The sequence below is a fragment of the Lactobacillus sp. UMNPBX16 genome, assembly GCF_002553775.1.
In the GTDB taxonomy this organism is placed as follows: Bacteria; Bacillota; Bacilli; order Lactobacillales; family Lactobacillaceae; genus Lactobacillus; species Lactobacillus crispatus.
On sequence record NZ_PCYU01000027.1, the window covers coordinates 12,661 to 32,052 of the forward strand.

Genomic DNA, 19,392 nt, shown 5'->3' on the forward strand with positions numbered 1-19,392 from the left:
GGGATGAACAAGTTTATGACAGAAAACACAGAAAACACAAACGAGCACGTATATTTTATTAACCAACTTTACCGCGATTTCCTTTTGCCAACTATTTTAGGCGATGATGACGCCTCAATCCTTTATTGGGCTGGCAAGAGAATCGCGCGAAAATATGATTTAAGTGATTATGATGATTTAGTTGAATTCTTCAACATGGCTGAATTTGGTAAGCTAGAAAAAGTTAAAGAAAGACGATCATTTACTACTTACGAATTAAGTGGCCAAACTGTCACTGATCGTTTGAATAGCGCCAGCAAGGAATTCTCCCTTGAAGGCGGAATGATCGCGGAAGCATTTCAAAAATCAACTGGTCGAACCACCGAATGTGAAATTAATATTTTAGATAAAGAAAAGAAAGTTCAATTTATCGCTCGCTTCGGTTAAAAGCAAATTGATAGACTATAAATAACCACTCATATATACTTTAGTTAAAATCGCATTTATATATATATTAGATATAGGAGTAGAGCATGATTAAAGAATTTAAAGAGTTTATTTCACGTGGCAATGTAATGGACATGGCAGTTGGTGTAATCATTGGTGCTGCCTTCACTGCTATCGTACAATCTTTAGTAAAAAACTTGATCAACCCCCTACTTGGGATCTTTGCCGGCAAAATTGATTTTTCTAACCTCGTTTTTAAGGTTGGGGATGCTACATTTAAATATGGCAGCTTCATCAATTCTGTCATTAACTTCTTGATCATTTCATTTGTGGTATTTTTAATGATCAAGGCTTTAAATAGAGTAATGCCCAAGAAAGAAAAAGAAGCTGGTCCAACTGAGGCCGACTATTTAGAAGAAATTCGTGACTTGCTAAAAAAGCAAGTAAATCAAAATAAGTGATATATCAAAAAAGCTTGAGGCAACATCGTCTCAAGCTTTTTTTGATTTTTAAATTAATCAGTATATTGATCCAAAATTTGGTTTAACTTTTCTTTTGGAGTGTAACCAGTAATTCGGTCTACAATATTGCCATCCTTCTTTACGATTAAAGTAGGAATAGCCATAATACCCAAATTCTTAGCTGTATCTTGATTTTGGTCAACATCCATCTTGTAGAAGTTAACGTCTTGACGTTCTTCAGATAATTGATCAATTACTGGTGATTGCATCTTACATGGACCACACCAAGTTGCCCAAAAGTCTACTAATGCTACACCATTCTTAGTTTCTTCTTCAAAATTTTGATCATTAATTGCTTCAACCATAATTATTACCTCACATTTTTTCAATTCATTTATTTATATTATAAGTATATTCTATTATACTTACTTTTTGCAAGTAAGACGCTTACTTTAATTGTACAATTGTTGCACCATTGCCACCTTCATTAGCTGGTGCATAATTAAAGTTCTTTACATGATTGCTGCTGCGGAGATATTGCCAAACACCTTTTCTAATCGCACCAGTACCAATACCGTGAATAATCGTAACCGTATCAAGTCCTGCCAGTAAAACAGAATCAATATATCGGTCCAAATTAGTCATTGCTTCATCATAGCGTTGGCCTCGCAAATCCAGCTCGCTATGAGCATTACTTCTTCTAACCGCACTGGTTGCTCTAACAGTTTGTCTAGGCTTAGTACTTTCGCCCTTTTCAATCCTCTCAATATCGCGATCACTAACCTTAACTTTGATAATTCCCATCTGAACCTCATATTCATGTTCAGATAACTTCTTAGTAATCGTACCTGTCTGACCATATGAGAGGACCTTTACTCGATCGCCTACACTTACATGGTGACGACGTTTTTCACGCTGTAAGACCTTATTATGAGCCAAATTATTAGCCTGACGCTCTAAACTGTTGAGTTCGCCTTTAGCTTCAATAATCTTATTTTCCTTGACGCCCATGTTCTTTTGTTTTTCAAGTTGGGCAATAATCTCATCAGCTTTTTTACGGCGTTTGGCAACAACTTCATTAGCTCGCTCTTGTGCAAAATCAAGCTGTTTTTGTACACGTTGGTTATACCAATCAAGTGCTTGTTGCAACTTTTGCTCTAATTTTTGGCTCCGATCCAAACTGGTTTGCAGACGATTACGAGCCACAGTAGCTGCCTTGGTTTGCGTATTCAACTTGGTGATCATCTTATTAATATCAGAATCTTCATCTGACATTAAGTTCTGGGCATTTTTGACAACATCTTCACGCATCCCTAGCTTGCGGGCAATGGCAAAGGCATTACTATGACCAGGAATACCAATCTGCAAATGATAAGTTGGCGACAAGGTCTTTAAGTCAAATTCCATTGAGGCATTAGTCGTCCGTGGCCGATTATAACCATAAAGCTTCAATTCAGGATAGTGCGTTGTCACCATGATCTTAGCATCTTTTTTACGCAAAAAGTCTAAGATACTAATTGCCAAACTAGCACCCTCTTCTGGATCAGTCCCTGCACCAATTTCATCAATTAAAACTAAGGTCTCAGAATCAACATTCTTCATGATCGCAATAATGTCATTGATATGTGATGAAAAAGTACTTAACGATTGTTCAATTGACTGTTCATCGCCAATATCAGCATAAACTTGCTTAAAGACGCCAACCTTGCTACCTTCTTCAGCCGGGATAAATAATCCAGACTGTGCCATCAATTGAAGCAATCCTGCTGTTTTTAAGGTAATTGTCTTACCACCGGTGTTAGGCCCCGTGATCAGCATAGTATCAAATTCACCACCTAAACGAATGTCATTAGGTACTACCTTTTCTGGGTCAATCAATGGGTGACGCGCTTTTAATAAGTTCAAAGAATGGTCTTGTGTCAGACGAGGCTCACTTGCCTTCATTTCTTTTGCTAACTTGGCTTTAGCCTGCAAGAAATCTAGTTCAGTTAATGCAGCCGCAATATTATTCAAACTAGTAATTTCTTCACGAGCCAAATTAGATAAGTGCTTCAAAATATTACGAATTTCTTGTTTTTCTTGAGCAATTAAATTCTGTTGGCGGTTATTAAGGTTTAAAACGGCTTCCGGCTCTATAAACAGTGTTTGACCACTGGCACTTTGATCATGAACTACCCCACCAAATTTTGCCCGATATTCTTGCTTAACTGGAATAACATAGCGGTCATCACGAATAGTCACAATTTGCTCAGATAAATACTTACTACTATTGCCCTTAGTATAAGCATCCATCTTATTCTTAATTTCCTCTTCATTAGAACGTATATCATGACGCAAACGAGCTAGTTCATGTGAGGCTGTATCTAATACCTCACCATCATAATCAACTGATTTCTTTAATTCTCTAAATAAAAGATCCGGCACATCTAATTGATCTAAAATTTCATCAATTGCAGTTAAATCCAGTTTGTTTGGATCTATTTCTGCCAAAAAGTCATTAATTTCATGAGCTAAACTTAATACTAATAATAAATTACCTAATTCCTTAGCATTTAAATTAGCTTTCACGCTTAAACGTTTAGTACTTGGACGTACGTCCTGAAAGTCCGTTAAAGGAAGTTGTCCCTTAATTCGTAGCAAATTAGTCAAAGCTAAAGTCTGCTTTAACTCATTTTGTACTTGTTCAAAATCACCACTAGGTAATAATTCCTCCGCTTCTTTTTTAGCGGGACCAGTAATCGCTAATTTACTCAAGCGCTTAGTAATTTCGCCAAATTCTAAAATCTCTAATATTTTCTTGTTCATTTTTATCTTTTTTCTAAAACTAACAAAAAGGACCAGCCACAGCCAGTCCTCTTTTTATTATTTACCACTCAAGCGGTCATCATCTAAGAAAGTATTTAAAACTCCCTGGACCATGTCCCACTCATCATCAGATTCAATCTCATGCAAATCGCTACTTGTTACATCGCCGGCATCATCGGCATCATAACTGAAAGCTTGCACCTCAATATCTTCATCATCGCCAACAGCGGCTGGATAAAGAAGCACGTAAGATTTGTCATAATCATCTGAATGAAAAGTAAATAATATCTCATACAATTCTTCATTACCTTGATCATCAATCAAAGTAATTTGACGATCTTGATCGTCACCATTAACTTGTGCTGCCATTTTAATCCTTTCGGTGTAAATCTAAATAATTTTGCAAGATGAGCACCGCTGCCATCTGATCAATTACTTGTTTACGCTTCTTGCGATCATGGATCCCTGCATCCTCAACAAGTACTCGTCGTGATTCAATTGTTGTCAATCTCTCATCAGAATAATGTACAGGTAAACCAAACTTTTCCTCTAGTCGTTTGCCGTATGCCTTACTTCTAGCTACGGAACTACCAGAAGTACCATCCATATTCTTAGGTAAACCTAATACGAAACCGTCAACTTCATATTGTCTGACTAGCTTCTTCAATGGACGCATACCAAAGTTATATCTGCTTTCATCAATCTGGATAGTCTCCAACTTCTGGGCAGTAATTCCTAGCTCATCGCTAATTGCTACTCCCACAGTTTTAGAACCTACATCTAAACCTAATAAACGCATTATTTATTCTTACCAAGATAACTCTTAACAAGTTCTTCAATAATCTCGTCACGTTCGTGCTTAAGAATCAAATTACGGGCATCGTTATGCCGTGGAATATAAGCAGGATCGCCAGAAAGTAAGTAACCTACAATCTGGTTAATAGGATTATAGCCCTTTTCTTCAAGCGCATTGTAAACATCTTGCAGAGTATCATAAACATTTTTTCCTTTGTTCTGATTAAAGTCAAAATGCATAGTCTTATCTAGCGAACTCATATTTATTCCTCCTGTCAACAATTTTACTTGAAAAAAAGCTTAAACACAATTAATTAATTCTTAGTTCTTAGAAATTTCGTCAATAACTGCCTTAATAGCATCATTCAAGCCTTCTGGATTCTTACCACCGGCTTGAGCCATGTTTGGACGGCCGCCACCGCCACCTCCAAAGATTGGGGCAGCGATCTTGATTAAGTTACCTGCTTTAAGGCCCTTGTCTAATGCCTTTTGGCCTAAGGCAATAATCATATTAGCCTTGCCAGCATTTTCAGCAGCTAAAACTAAAACATCAGACTTGTTGCCGCTCTTCCAGCTATCAGCAAGTTCACGCAAGTCATTCATCCCATTAACATCTGCAGTAGCAGCAATGACAGTCAAGTCACCAGCTTGTTTAACGTCATTAAAGATTTGACCAGCCTTAGCAGCATTGATCTTCTTGTTCAAAGTTTCAACTTGCTTTTGAGCATCGTGCAAATCACTTTCAAGTGAATCAATCTTATCGACAATGTTATCTGGCTTGGTTGCCTTAACTTCTTCTTGAATATCATCAAGTAAGTCTGAACGGTTTGCCAAGTATTCATAAGCCTTCTTAGAAGTTACAGCTTCAATTCTACGCATACCAGCACCGACAGCTGATTCTGAAGTAATCTTGAAGATTCCAATTTGGTTAGTATTGTCCACGTGAGTACCACCACAGAATTCACTTGAGAAGTCACCCATTTGAACAACACGAACCTTATCACCGTACTTGCTATCAAAGAGGGCTAAAGCACCCATCTTTTCACCCTCTTCAGGGGTAGTGATAGTAGTCTTAACTTGAATAGCTTCCCAAATCTTTTGGTTAACCAATTCTTCAACGGTCTTAAGCTCACGCTTGGTCATTGGTTCCATTGCAGTAAAGTCAAATCTTAAGTAGTCAGGATCAACTAATGAACCAGCTTGGTGAGTGTGTTCACCTAAGACTTGACGAAGAGCAGCGTGAAGAAGGTGAGTTGCTGAGTGAGAGTGACGTAACCCTTCACGACGTTCCTTATCTAACTTCAATACGTATTCTTGACCCTTTTCAACTGGCAAAATAAGGTCAACAAAGTGTAAGTTTTGGTCGTTAGGTGCGTGTTGGACGTCAGTAACTTCAGCTACTAATTCGCCATTTTGGTTATAAATCTTACCATGATCAGCAACTTGACCACCACGTTCTGCGTAAAATGGAGTCTTGTCAAAGACCAAAGTAGCATGTTCGCCATCGGCCTTATCAACCAACTTATCATCAACAACAATGTCAACTAGCTTTGCATGTGGTTCTTCGTAAGTATCACGTTCAAAGACTGACTTATCCTTAATGTTCATTAAAGTTACATCTTGACGTCCCATTGATTGAAGGTCACCACGAGCTTTACGTGCACGCTCTTTTTGAGCAGCCATTTCTGCGTCAAAGCCCTTCTTGTCAACCTTAAGGCCAGCATCTTGTGCTGATTCAAAAGTCAATTCATATGGGAAGCCGTAAGTATCGAACATCTTGAAGGCATCTTTACCTGAAATGGTCTTATCCTTAGAATTCTTTGCCTTGTCGATTAAGTCGTCAAGCAAAGTCAAACCAGTATCAAGAGTTGATTGAAATCTTTCTTCTTCGTTTTGGATAACGTTTTCGATAAAGCCGCGTTGATCCATAACTTCTGGGTAGTGACTTTCCATGATTTTTCCAACAACTGGAACCAACTTGTAAAGGAAGGCACCCTTAATTCCTAAGCGTTGACCATTCAAGTCTGCGCGACGGATCAAACGACGAAGAACATAACCACGGCCCGAGTTTGAAGGAAGCGCACCATCAGCAATCGCAAAACTTACGGCACGAACGTGGTCAGCGATAATCTTGAAAGCAGTAGTGTCTTCCTTGTTAACGCCGTACTTCTTGTCATCAGTCATTTCTTCAGTGGCGTGAATAATTGGCAAGAACAAGTCGGTTTCGAAGTTTGTTGGAGCATCTTGCAAAATTGAAAGAACACGTTCTAGTCCCATACCAGTATCGATGTTCTTATGTGGTTGATCGACATATTTGCCATTTGGCAAGTGGTTGTATTGTGAAAATACGATGTTCCAAATTTCAAGGTAACGGGCATTTTCACCACCAGGAAAGTTTTCTGGATCGTCTTCAGCTACGTCGTTGTTTTCTTGACCACGGTCATAGAAGATTTCAGTATCTGGACCACATGGACCTTCACCAATATCCCAGAAGTTGTCTTCTAATTTAACAATATGGTCAGCTGGCATCCCTGCCTTTACCCAAACATTAAATGAGTCTTCATCTTTTGGATAAACAGTACAGTAAAGCTTTTCCTTTGGCAAGCCAAGCCAATCAGGACTAGTTAAGAATTCCCATGCCCAAGGAATAGCTTCATCTCTAAAGTAGTCACCAACTGAGAAGTTACCAAGCATTTCAAAGAAAGTTTGGTGACGTGCAGTCTTACCAACATTTTCAATATCGTTGGTTCTGATTGACTTTTGAGATGAAGTAATTCTGTGATTCTTTGGTACAACTGAGCCATCAAAGTACTTCTTCATGGTAGCAACACCTGAGTTAATCCAAAGAAGAGTTGGGTCATCTTGTGGGATTAATGATGCACTTGGCATAATCATGTGACCATGATCCTTGAAGAAGTCTAAAAACATTTGGCGAAACTCTGAACTATTTAGTTTCTTCATTAAAATAAATCTCCCTAAAAATAAATAAAAAACACTATTGCTTTCTTCAAGGACGCTCCACGCGCGGTACCACCTTGATTGCAACAGTGTTTGTTACCTCTTGATATTCTTAATTATGAAACTTAAAGGAGCATTTTTTGACTATTATTAAGCCATTCTCATCTAACTGGCTCTCTCTTTGAAATAATTGATCAAAAAACATATCTTAAGCTGAAATAATTGTACTACAAAATCCGCTTCTGTCAAAGCCCTTGTTCACGCTTGCGCTTTCTTAAACGTTTTGCCTTACGAACCTCATGACGCTGTTCCAACTTACGTTTTTGACGATTATCCTCTTGAATCGCACGCTTAATCTTCTTCTTGTAACCTGGCTTACGCTTTCTCTTCTCTTTTTTAACGTAACCCACCAGCTTGGTATCAAGCTTACGATTCTTGCTTTGACGATTTTCACGACTGCGATAGTGTTTACGTGGCATTAATTCACCATTTTTAATTTCAACGAAGTCAAAATGAACACCCATCTTTTCCAATTCTTCAATTCGGTTCATTTCTTCTTCACGAATTAAAGTTATCGCATGACCAGATAAGCCATTACGCCCCGTCCGGCCAATCCGGTGAATCACGAACTCAATATCACGTGGTATTTCATAATTGACAACCAGACTAACACCATCAATATCTAAGCCACGAGCAGCTAGGTCACTAGCTACCACATATTGATACTGTCCTTGCTCAACCTGACGCAGAGTACGCTTTCTTTCACGTTCAGTTACCCCACCGTGAATTTTAGCTACCTTCAAACCCTGATCTTGCAAATAATTAGTCAACTCATCGACCTTTTGCTTAGTGTTAGCAAAAACCAACGCCAAATATGGTTGTCCCATAGTTAACAATTTGTACAAGACATTCTTGCGATCCTTTGAGCCAATATCAAGCAAATCGTTTTTAATCGTTGGCGCAATAACACTAGGATTATCAATAACGATCTCATCAGGATGAGCCATATATTTGCGTAAAAAGTTAGACAATTTAACTGGAATAGTTGCTGAAAAGGCAGCAATTTGGACATCCTTCGGCAATTTAGCAGCAACTTGATCAATGTCGTTCAAAAAGCCCATGTCCAAGGTCATGTCAGCTTCGTCGATAACAAAAGTTTTTACTTGATCAACTGCAAAAACCTTCTTTTGAACAAAGTCTAACAAACGTCCTGGAGTTGCAATCACCAATTGTGGAGTATTATTTTGATACTTTTCTAATTGACGTTCACGATCAGTTCCGCCCGCAAGATGTGCAATTGAAAAATGCATCCCTGCCGCATCACGGAGCTGCCGTGCTACTTGATAAAGCTGATCGGCTAATTCACGACTAGGCAAAGTAACGATTGCTTGAACATAGCGTTTATCTTCTTCAATTTCATTAAAAATTGGTACTAAATAAGCATGCGTTTTTCCTGAACCAGTTGCTGCTTGCACTACTACACTCAAGTCAGACAACATAGCAGGAATAACTTTCTCCTGCACCTTAGTTGGCTTTTCAAAATGGATCTTCTTTAAACCAGCCTGAATAGTTGGTTTAATTCTTGAATCTATAAAAATATTATTCATGATCTTCTTTAAACTTCTTAGTTACTTCAACGACTTCCGCAAATACCTGCTTTACTTCGTCCATATCCTTAGCGTTAGCACCACTAGCTAATGCATGACCACCACCATCATGCTTAGCAGCTAATTCATTGATTACAGGACCCTTTGAACGGTAATGTACGCGGAAAGTACCATCTGGTTTTTCAACAAAAACATTCCAAGCAAGCACATCTTTAATACGTCCTGGAGTAGATACAGCAACATTTGCTTGATCATCAGTCAAACCTAACTTCTTCAAGTCTGACTGCATCAAAATTGTATAAGCTGCACCAACGGGATCAATTTCCATCTTGTCCATTGCCAAGGCTTGCAATTTTGCCTCATCAAAAGTTACATCAGCAATATTACGAGCGATTTCAGTAATGTTAATTCCAGTAGAAGCTAATTGAGCAGCCACCTTAAAAGTATGCTCTGAAGTTTCTGGATACATGAAACGACCGGTATCGCCTACAATTCCAGCATAAAGTGGGTAAGCAACTTCCTTGGTAATCTTAAAGCCCTCTTCATTCAAGAAGTCTACAATGATTTGGCATGCTGCTGGAGCATCTGGATCTACGTAACTCATATCAGCATATGGATCAACATCTGGGTGGTGGTCAATCTTAATTAAAAAGTCACCCTTATCATACAACTTATTAGAAATTCTTGGTGTATTAGCGGTATCAGTAGTAATTACCAAAGCACCTTCGTAATCAGTTGCCTTGACTTGATCCATGTGGTTAATCCAAGCTAAGTCGCCTTCATCGTTTTCCCCAGCACAAAGAATGCGCTTGTCCGGGAATTTTTCCATTAATGCTCTAGCTAAACCAGCTTGTGAACCAATTGCGTCTGGATCAGGACTAGTGTGGCGGTGCAAGATAATTGTAGGATATTGCAAGATTTTTTCATAAATGTCATCAAAACTACTCATTTTTAATCTCCTCATCTTGTAAAAATATCTGTATCTAGTTTACCAGAAAAATAGCTTTATTTATTAGTCGAACAAACTGATTGATTGATATTTTTTCTTTTCAAAGTCAGTTACAGTGACTCCCAATAAACGAATTCCATCATCTAAAAAGGAACTTGTTGCTTCGAACAAGTCACGAGCCACATCATAAAAATCTAAGTGACTATCAGAAGGTGTTTTCAACTTTTTTCTCTTGGTTACCGTATCAAAATTATTATTTCTTACTTTAATAACAACAGTACCTGCCTTAAAATTGCGTTTTTTTAATGCTGCTTCCAAATGATTGCAATAGTTACGAATATTGGTTAGGGCTTCATCCTCAGTATAAATTGCAGGCTCGTAAGTCCGCTCCATGCCAATTGATTTTCGATTAGCCTCTGAGTCTGTAACAACAGGTCTTAAATCTATTCCACGTGCATGTTGGGCTAAAATATACCCCATTTTCTTAAATTTTTTAATTAAGGTTAAAACCTCAACTTTTTGTAAATCTGCCCCAGTATAAACACCCATCTGATGCAGCTCTTCTTGCGTCTTCGGTCCAATACCAGGAAACTTCTCAATCTTTTGCATTGCTAAAAAGTTCTGCACTTCACTAGGCAAAATTACGGTTCGACCAAACGGTTTGGCGTATTCTGATCCCATTTTAGCTAAAAACTTATTATAGGAAACGCCAAAAGACGAGTTTAAGCCTACTTCTTGCCGAATCCTTTTCTGTAAATCTAAAGCAATTTGAACTGCAGACTCCTGCTCTATCTTTGGATGTGTCACGTCTAGATAAGCTTCATCTAAAGCCACTGATTCAACCTGATCTGTCACATCATGCATAAAAGAATGGATTTTAGCTGACACTGCACGATATTTATCAAATCGTGGTCTAGTAAAAACTATTAGCTCCTTGGGAACCAAACGTACTGCTTGAATTGCGGCCATAGCTGAGTGAACGCCATACTTACGAGCTACATAATTGCAAGTAGCCACTACTCCATGTCCACCATTTTGTCGTGGATCTTGCCCAACAATCAATGCCTTATTTTTCCATTCGGGATGCTCCTGCATTTCAACCGAAGCGTAAAAAGCATCCATGTCCAGATGAATAATCCGACGATGGATGTCATTTTGCGGTAATAAATTTTCTTTATTCATAAATCCAATGTTCAGTTGGTGACTCAAAGATTGTATTAGCTTCCTTTGGCCCCATTCTGTATGGCAAATATTGTGCAATGGCTGGATTGCCTGCTTCATTTTCCTTCTGCCAAGCATCTTCAACTGCATCGATAAATTCCCAATAACGCTTCAATTCGCTCCAGTGCGTAAAGTTAGTTGAATCATTGACAAAAACATCATGAAGCAATCTTTCATAACCATCAGGTACCTTAGCCATTTCGGCTTTTGAAAATTCATAAGTTAAGTTTTCACGGCGAATTCCTGGTTGGTCAATTCGTTTGCCATTAATAGTAAAGTAAATTTCACTAGTTGGGTCAATCACGATCGTAATATTGTTAGAATGATCTTGCCCATATGGATTATTAATATGCTTTAAAACAATGTCAATCCGGTTCTTCTTTTCTTTGAATTCCTTACCCGTTCTAAAGTAAATTGGTACGCCAGCAATTGGTCCCTCATTAAACTTAACTTTACCTGCAACGAAGGTTTCAGTAGTTGACTCTGGATCAACATTTGGCTCTTGCTTATAAGCAAAAGTAGTATCACTACCCAAATATTGACCACGAACAAAGTATTTCTTGACATCATCTGGCGTAGGAATAATTAAACTCTTAAGCAAATCTTGCTTGGCTTGGTGAACACTAGCAGAAGAAAGATCCTTCGGTTCTGGCATTGCTAGCAGAGTAATAATTTGAAAAATATGGTTTTGTACCATATCACGTAAAGCACCTGAAGTATCATAGTAACCTCCACGTGCTTCCACGCCAAGACGTTCTGCCAAGGTAACTTGGATATTCTTAATATACTTGCTGCACCAAATATTTTGAACCATTGGGTTAGTAAAACGCATTGGCATGATATTTTGAACCATTTCTTTACCTAAATAGTGGTCAATTCTAAAAATATCATTTTCATCAAATGAAGCCGTGATTTGCTTATTTAATTCCTCTGCTGAAGCCAAATCATGACCAAATGGCTTTTCAACTACAATTCGATTAAAGCCACTACCAGTCAAGTCTTGGTCATTAATATGCGTTGCTATTGTGCCAAAGAATCTTGGTGCCATAGCCATGTAGAAGAGACGATTGCCTTGTGCACTATAACGATCATCGAGCTCTTGTGCCAAGTTTTTCAAAATCTCATAGTGTTCCACATTAGTTACATCATGTGATTGATAATAAAAATGACTTGCAAAAGCTTTCAACTCATTTTCATCAACAGTATCGTGCGTTTCATGAATAGCATCACTAACCTGCTCACGCAAATACTCATGTGACCAAGGACGACGAGCAGTTCCAATTACTGCAAAGTTGTCGTGAATTAAGCCTTGTTCATACAAATTAAACAAAGCTGGATAAAGCTTGCGATGAGCCAAATCACCACTACCACCAAAAATAATCATTACAACGGGAATATTCTTCATTTCAGATCCCTTTCTTTGAACTAAAATTGTCACTTCTATTTTACAACAAGGATTTTTTTAGCAAAACAAAAAGCGCCTAAAATGACGCTCTTAAGTAATATGATTACTTATCCTCTTTTTTAGTTTCGTCTGCTTTTTCTTCCGGCTTTTCTGCTGGAGCTTCAGCCTTAGTTTCAGCTGCAGGAGTTGCTGGTGCAGCAACTGGAATCACACGACGGACAGCCATTCTTTCAAAAGTTAAGTAAATGCCATCTGCATCAACCACGATAGTCTTATCACTGTTGATCTTGTCAACCTTACCATGCAAACCATCAACTAAGATGACTTCGTCACCCTTCTTCAATTTGTCCATCATTTGCATTCTTTGTTGTTGTTGCTTCTTTTGAGGACGAATCATACCAAAGTAAGTGAAAGCGATCAAAATAATAAATAAACCGATCATCATCCAGTTGCTACTTGCTGCAGCACCGGCATTTGCTAAAAATAAAATGTTCAAAATTTCCACCTCATTAAAATTATTTTCTAGATATTATAACCATTATACAGAAAATGGGACTATTTATCACCTGGAATTGGTAATCCTAACTGTAAATATGCTTTATCCGTCACCATTCTGCCACGCGGCGTGAGTAAAATAAAACCATGCTGCAACAAATATGGCTCATATAGTGACTCAATCGTTTCCATATCTTCACCAACATTAGCTGCCAAAGTCCGAATACCAACAGGACCACCATTATATCCTTCGATCATCGTTCTCAATAATCTGCGGTCTGTCTGATCAAGTCCCTCATCGTCAACCTGCAATTGTTTTAACGCGCCTTCAGTAGTCTCGAGCGAAATTGTTTTTTCTCCCTTAACTTCCGCAAAATCACGCACCCGCTTAAGTAAGCGATTGGCAACACGAGGTGTACCACGCGAGCGTCGTGCCAATTCATGGGCCGCCTCAGGCGCAATTGAAGTGTGAAAAACATCACTTGAACGCAAAACAATTTGTTCTAGCTCATCGATAGTGTAATACTGCATGTGCTCTACGATGCCAAAGCGATCACGCAAAGGTGCTGACAATTGCCCAGCCAAAGTCGTTGCCCCAATTAGAGTAAATGGTGGCAGCGGCACGTGAACTGCATGAGTAGTCTGCCCCTCGCCAATCACAATATCGATATAGTAGTCTTCCATTGCAGAGTAGAGTACTTCTTCTACTGGTTTAGCTAAACGGTGAATTTCATCAATGAACAAAACATCCCCAGGATCTAAGTCGGACAAAAGTGCCACCAAGTCGCCTGACTTTTCAATGGCCGGACCACTTGTACTCTTTAAATGAACTCCCAATTCATTGGCAATTACGAAAGCCAAAGTTGTCTTTCCTAACCCCGGTGGTCCATAAAGCAAAACGTGATCTAATGCTTCATCACGTTGGCGCGCCGCCTTAATATAAATGCTCATTTCTTTTTTGACCCGCTTTTGACCTAAGTACTGGTCGAGCGTTTGCGGCCGCAAAGAAAGTTCCATTTGTTGTTCTTCAGGATTCTCAATATCACCTGAAGTTACTTGATCTTTTGCCACCAGTTTCACTTCCTTAAAAAATAATCATCTGTTCTATTATACCAAGATCTACTTTTTAAGCAGTAATGCTAAGCCCTTTTTAATATATTGATCTGCAGTATTTGCAGCAACTTTCTCCAGTTTAGGCGTGATCCGATCCACTTCTTTTTGGGTATAACCCAAAGCAATTAAAGCAAGCAGTGCATCATTTAATGCTGGCGGCACATTCTCACCATTGTCTGGACGATCAAGCCGAGCAACATAATCACCTAATTTACCCTTCAAATCAAGCACAATTTGTGAAGCCGTCTTTTTACCCACACCTGGAAAACGAGTTAGGTACTTAACTTCACCTTGTTCAATCGCTTCCGCCAAAGAATTACTATCCTCAGCTGCCATGATTGCCATTGCACTCTTAGGACCAATCCCGCTAACACTAAGTAGTTTTAAGAACAAGCCCTTATCATCTTGACTTTGAAAACCATATAAAGTAATGCCAGTATCACGCACCACTTGCTCAATAAAGACCTTAGCTTTTTGGCCTTGAGTATAGGCAAAAGGTGTAGGACTATAGACCTTGTAGCCAACGCCCCCGACATCAACTACAACATAGCTTGGTGTAACCACAGTAATCACACCTTCAAAATATTCGTACATTATTCATCCTTCTTAAACATTTTTCTCAATTCATTTTGGCTCATTCTAACCAAAATTATCCGTCCATCTGCATCATGATATGGATCAGTACACTTGCGTAAATCAAGTAAAATTTGCTCAGCTTCAGCTGCAGATAATTTAATCTTGCCAGTAATTTCTCGCTTAGCTTGCATTGCTGCTATCCGGCTAAACAGGTTCTTTGCCTTTCCTTTATCCACATTCAAATAACCATCTAAAATCTTCCGAATTGAATCTTCGACATTATCGTGAATCCAAGTTGGATACGAACGAACAATAAAACTATTTTGTCCAAAATCTTCCAAATAGATTCCAACCTGCTTAATCTGTTCTACTTGATCCTTAATTTGCATAAAATCAAGATTACCAAATTCTAAAATAATTGGTGTTAACAAACCTTGTTGTACTACTTTTTTGGCAGTTATCATGTGAAAAATTTGCTCAAATTTTAACCTTCGTCTAGCAGCAACCTGATCAATTAAAAATAGGTCGCCATTATGTTGGGCAAGTAAATAAGTATCGGTCTGTCCAACATAAACCAAGCGAGGCAGATTATTAGCTAAAGTTTCATCCCCACTTGAAATGACTTCCTGATTAGTCCTAGTTGTAGGAAATGGCGTTAGTGCTTGCTGCAGAGCAACATTTTGTTTCCAAGTCTTAGTAACGATATATTGATCATCTTCACGTGGCTGATTAAGATCAACATATTTCTTTTCACTATCCTGCTTTACCGCCTCATTTTGAATATTATCTTCTGAATCATCAGATTCAATCGTTAAAAATTTTGGCTTTTCTTGTTCGCGAATTTCCGGTTCTTTTTTACGAGCTGTATTTACAACATCTTGATTTAAGTTAAAACTAAGCTGATCAACTAGCGTATCACGTTTATTTTCCAAATTAGCAAAAGCGCTAATTTGTTCAACTTTTTCCACAAGTGTATTACTAATTGCACTGGTGATTAAACGACCCAGTTCTTTTTCCTTGGATAAACGAACTTCCTGCTTAGTGGGATGCACGTTAACGTCCACTAACAAAGGATCTACTTTAATTGCTAACACAATAATCGGATAATGCCGCGCTGCTAATTTTGAGCCATAGCCATCCAGAATCGCAGTATTTAATTGAAAATTTTTAATATAGCGGCCGTTTAAGAGAATCGAAATAAAATTGCGTGTAGAACGTGTTAATTCCGGTTTAGACATCAGACCTGTAATCTTAAAATCGCTGTCTTTTGCCTCAAATTTTTCCATTTTTTCTGCGATATGACGGCCATACACGTTGGCAACTGTTTGCTTTAAATTATTATTTCCTGGCGTTCTTAATAAAATTTTGCCAGTATTTGACAAAGTGAAAGACACATGTGGATAACCTAACGCAAGTCGATTAATAATATCCACAATCTTCATAATTTCAGTTCTTGGACTACGCAAATACTTTAATCTGGCTGGCGTGTTAAAGAACAAATCCTTGACTGTAATTTTTGTTCCCTTACGAGCCGCTGCATCTTCTTGGCCTTTTTTATTGCCTCCACTATAGTTAGCTCGAATACCAATTGCGTTTTCAGTTGCAGTCAGAATTTCCACATGGCTAACAGCAGAAATCGAAGCTAATGCTTCTCCGCGGAAGCCTAAAGTGGAAACTTTAAATAAATCGTGTTCATTGGCAATCTTGCTTGTCGCATGTCGGGTAAAGGCTAGATCAACTTGATCACGTGCAATCCCCGTCCCATTGTCTTGAACTACAATCTGTTTCAAACCAGTATCTACAAAATCAACGCGAATTCGAGTAGCACCAGCATCTAACGAGTTTTCTACTAATTCCTTAACTACGCTAGCTGGGCGCTCAATTACTTCTCCGGCTGCAATCTGATTAGTTAAAGTTTCCGATAACTCATGAATTTTGCTCATTAATCGTCATCCTTTAAATCTTTTTGCCAATCAGCTACCATTTGCATAACCTGCAACGGTGTCTTATCTGCTAAATAAAGATTAGAAATATCATCAAGTATATCTTGTTGTGCATCAGTTATTGCGGGCTTGTCATTTTGTGTTTCAGTTTCTTCAACACTGTTTTCCACAGGCTCTGCAAATAAATCTAATTGCTGCGAAACTGGTGCTAGTTCACTGCCTTGTGCTTCAAGCCGCTTTAATAATTTAGTTGCCTCTCGCAAAACGTTGCGCGGCAAACCTGCTAATTGAGCTACATGAATTCCGTAACTTTGATCAGCAGGTCCAGGTAGGATTTTATGCAAGAAGATTAACTTGCCATTTTCTTCGGTAGCACCAACGTGAATATTTTTCAGATGATCCAGAGTCTCATCCATCACTGTCAATTCATGATAGTGCGTAGCAAATAATGCCTTAGCACCCACTTTGTCGTGTAAGTACTTAACAATTGCACCAGCTAAAGCCATTCCATCGTAAGTAGCCGTACCACGACCAATTTCGTCAAAGAGAACCAAACTGCGCTTAGTAGCATACTGCAAGGCTTCATTAGCTTCACTCATCTCTACCATAAAGGTACTTTGACCTGAAATTAAGTCATCAGCTGCTCCGATTCTTGTAAAAATTTGATCAAAAATTGGCAAATCAGCACTATCAGCTGGCACAAAGGAACCTACTTGAGCCATGATCGCAATCAAAGCCATTTGTCTCATATAGGTACTCTTACCAGACATGTTAGGACCTGTAATTAAATAAATGTTGGTTCCTTCATCCATTTTGACATCGTTAGGAATATATGAACCAGCCGTCATTACTTTTTCCACAACTGGATGACGGCCGTTAGTCACATTAATATCTTGATTATCTGCGTGAAAAGTTGGCCGGCAATAATTATTTTGTTCAGCTACTGTCGCAAAACCACAATAAACATCCAGCGCTGCTAGTTGCCCACCTAATTTTTGTAAAGCAGGGATATACTTCTTAACGTCCTCACGCAGCTTAACAAATAAATCATATTCCAAGTCAGTTGACCGTGTCTGTGCCTCAAGAATTAGATTCTCATGTTCCTTGAGTTCCGGTGTGATATAACGCTCAGCGTTAGTCAAAGTTTGTTTACGCGTATAACGATCAAGTGGCACCTTAGACTTGTTACCGTTAGAAACCTGAATATAATAGCCAAAGACCTTGTTATAACCGACCTTTAAGTTATCAATACCTGTCTTTTGCCGCTCATCTGCTTCCATCTCAGCCAACCATTTTTTTCCATTGTTCATGGCATCCCGATAGCGATCAAGCTGCGGATCAACCCCACCTTGAATCAGGCCACCTTCAGTAGTCAACACAGGTGGATCCTTCACGATAGTGGAAGTAATCATTTCGGCAACGCCCTTTAATGGATCAATTTTTTTAGCAAAATCGACCAAGATATCTGAATCTGATTGCTCTAAAGCATCTAAAATAACTGGAACGGCCTGCAAAGAACGTGATAATTGTAGTAATTCGCGCGCATTAACGTTACCAAAAGCAATTCGACCAGTTAAACGTTCCAAGTCGTAAACACCCTTTAAGGCATCAACTGCATTTTCTCGTGTAAAGTAGCCATCAAGCAAGGCCTGCACCATTTCTTCACGATGGTTAATTTCATCCATGTTTAATAATGGACGAGCTAGCCACTGCTTAAGCAAGCGTCCACCCATGGCAGTGTGTGTTTTATCCAAAACCCAGAAAAGTGAACCCATTTTTTTGCCAGTTTTGGCAGAAGCAACCAATTCCAAATTATTCTGCACAGTATGTGACATCTGCAAATATTGATTTACTTCATAGCTTTTGGCAATCTGCAAGTGCGCTAAACTTCTCTTTTGAGTTGAAAGCAAATAGCCAACTAACTGACGGGTAGCCTCTTTTTCAGCCCCATTAGTCAAATTCTGTTCAACATAAGAAATTTCAGCATGTTCACCTTCAATTGGTGTAGGTGCTGAAACCGTAATATTTGCCTTGTGCATAAAGTCCTTGTTTTGTTCAGATAATGACCCGTTATACACAACTTCACGAGTACGAAGTGACAAGAGCTCATTGGAAACAGCATCGAAACTCTTTAAATGAGTAGCATAAATTTCACCAGTGGATAAATCACTGTAGGCTAAACCAAAGCCACTCTTAGTGGTAATTACTGATGTTAAGTAATTTGAATCTTTAGCATCATTTGGGCCTTCATTCATCATGGTTCCCGGCGTCACTAATTGAATAATTCCCCGTTTAACCATGCCTTTGGCCTTTTTAGGATCCTCAAGTTGTTCACAAAGTGCTACTTTATAACCCTTTTCAACTAAAGTATTTACATAAGTATCCACAGCCATATGAGGCACACCTGCCATTGGAATTGGATTCTTAGTTCTATTTGATCGGTGCGTTAAAGTCAATTCAAGAATCTGTGCACCTTTAACTGCGTCATCTTCAAACAGTTCGTAAAAGTCTCCGACGCGATAAAAAAGAAAGGCATCAGGATATTGTTTTTTAATTTCGTAATATTGCTCCATCATTGGAGTTGTTTTTTCCGTCATTTATGTCTCTTTCCTATTTCGTATTTTAGATAGAGTTACGT

General features: G+C 38.7%; 17 protein-coding genes. 2 read left to right on the forward strand and 15 right to left on the reverse strand.

Annotated features, from left to right (window positions below):
• The first annotated feature begins 3 nt into the window (after positions 1-3).
• Both CP367_RS06600 and mscL read left to right on the forward strand, forming a co-directional pair.
• Entirely contained in the window at positions 4-426 is a 423-nt protein-coding gene (locus CP367_RS06600; protein ID WP_005720527.1) for a YslB family protein, read from the forward strand.
• A gap of 86 nt (positions 427-512) precedes the next feature.
• A complete protein-coding gene (gene mscL, locus CP367_RS06605) occupies positions 513-887 on the forward strand; it encodes a large-conductance mechanosensitive channel protein MscL (RefSeq protein ID WP_005720528.1) in 375 nt (124 codons plus the stop codon).
• Positions 888-940: 53 nt separating this feature from the next.
• Here the strand turns inward: mscL and trxA are convergent, their stop codons facing one another.
• The 15 genes from trxA to mutS all read right to left on the reverse strand — a co-directional run bounded on the left by trxA (position 941) and on the right by mutS (position 19,330).
• The gene (trxA, locus tag CP367_RS06610) at positions 941-1,252 is read right to left on the reverse strand and encodes a thioredoxin (RefSeq protein ID WP_005720529.1); all 312 of its coding nucleotides are present in this window, start codon (positions 1,250-1,252) and stop codon (positions 941-943) included.
• An 82-nt stretch (positions 1,253-1,334) separates the two neighbouring features.
• Complete coding sequence (locus CP367_RS06615; protein WP_005728601.1) at positions 1,335-3,692, reverse strand: endonuclease MutS2; 2,358 nt, start codon at positions 3,690-3,692, stop codon at positions 1,335-1,337.
• A gap of 57 nt (positions 3,693-3,749) precedes the next feature.
• Positions 3,750-4,061 carry a DUF1292 domain-containing protein gene (locus tag CP367_RS06620; RefSeq protein ID WP_005720531.1) on the reverse strand — a complete coding sequence of 104 codons (312 nt, stop codon included), beginning with the start codon at positions 4,059-4,061 and terminating at the stop codon, positions 3,750-3,752.
• Position 4,062: 1 nt separating this feature from the next.
• A complete protein-coding gene (gene ruvX, locus CP367_RS06625; protein ID WP_005720532.1) occupies positions 4,063-4,491 on the reverse strand; it encodes a Holliday junction resolvase RuvX in 429 nt (142 codons plus the stop codon).
• A complete protein-coding gene (locus CP367_RS06630; RefSeq protein ID WP_003549189.1) occupies positions 4,491-4,748 on the reverse strand; it encodes an IreB family regulatory phosphoprotein in 258 nt (85 codons plus the stop codon). The genes ruvX and CP367_RS06630 overlap by 1 nt, the downstream gene beginning before the upstream one ends.
• A gap of 60 nt (positions 4,749-4,808) precedes the next feature.
• Positions 4,809-7,448 carry an alanine--tRNA ligase gene (gene alaS / locus CP367_RS06635; RefSeq protein WP_089147817.1) on the reverse strand — a complete coding sequence of 880 codons (2,640 nt, stop codon included), beginning with the start codon at positions 7,446-7,448 and terminating at the stop codon, positions 4,809-4,811.
• A gap of 242 nt (positions 7,449-7,690) precedes the next feature.
• On the reverse strand, positions 7,691-9,052 hold the full coding sequence (locus CP367_RS06640; protein WP_089147818.1) for a DEAD/DEAH box helicase: 1,362 nt from the start codon (positions 9,050-9,052) through the stop codon (positions 7,691-7,693).
• On the reverse strand, positions 9,045-10,001 hold the full coding sequence (locus CP367_RS06645; RefSeq protein ID WP_023488881.1) for a bifunctional oligoribonuclease/PAP phosphatase NrnA: 957 nt from the start codon (positions 9,999-10,001) through the stop codon (positions 9,045-9,047). Before CP367_RS06645 ends, CP367_RS06640 begins: the two co-directional genes overlap by 8 nt.
• A gap of 63 nt (positions 10,002-10,064) precedes the next feature.
• The gene (gene dinB / locus CP367_RS06650; RefSeq protein WP_173636644.1) at positions 10,065-11,183 is read right to left on the reverse strand and encodes a DNA polymerase IV; all 1,119 of its coding nucleotides are present in this window, start codon (positions 11,181-11,183) and stop codon (positions 10,065-10,067) included.
• A complete protein-coding gene (zwf, locus tag CP367_RS06655; RefSeq protein ID WP_089147819.1) occupies positions 11,176-12,627 on the reverse strand; it encodes a glucose-6-phosphate dehydrogenase in 1,452 nt (483 codons plus the stop codon). The genes dinB and zwf overlap by 8 nt, the downstream gene beginning before the upstream one ends.
• 103 nt (positions 12,628-12,730) lie before the next feature.
• A complete protein-coding gene (gene yajC / locus CP367_RS06660) occupies positions 12,731-13,123 on the reverse strand; it encodes a preprotein translocase subunit YajC (protein WP_013085872.1) in 393 nt (130 codons plus the stop codon).
• 59 nt (positions 13,124-13,182) lie between these two features.
• On the reverse strand, positions 13,183-14,202 hold the full coding sequence (gene ruvB, locus CP367_RS06665) for a Holliday junction branch migration DNA helicase RuvB (RefSeq protein ID WP_180707121.1): 1,020 nt from the start codon (positions 14,200-14,202) through the stop codon (positions 13,183-13,185).
• Between the two features lie 39 nt (positions 14,203-14,241).
• Positions 14,242-14,829: a Holliday junction branch migration protein RuvA gene (gene ruvA, locus CP367_RS06670; RefSeq protein ID WP_005720553.1), complete on the reverse strand. Its 588-nt coding sequence runs from the start codon at positions 14,827-14,829 to the stop codon at positions 14,242-14,244.
• The gene (gene mutL, locus CP367_RS06675; RefSeq protein ID WP_089147821.1) at positions 14,829-16,754 is read right to left on the reverse strand and encodes a DNA mismatch repair endonuclease MutL; all 1,926 of its coding nucleotides are present in this window, start codon (positions 16,752-16,754) and stop codon (positions 14,829-14,831) included. Before mutL ends, ruvA begins: the two co-directional genes overlap by 1 nt.
• Entirely contained in the window at positions 16,754-19,330 is a 2,577-nt protein-coding gene (gene mutS / locus CP367_RS06680; RefSeq protein ID WP_089147831.1) for a DNA mismatch repair protein MutS, read from the reverse strand. The genes mutL and mutS overlap by 1 nt, the downstream gene beginning before the upstream one ends.
• Positions 19,331-19,392 lie beyond the last annotated feature (62 nt).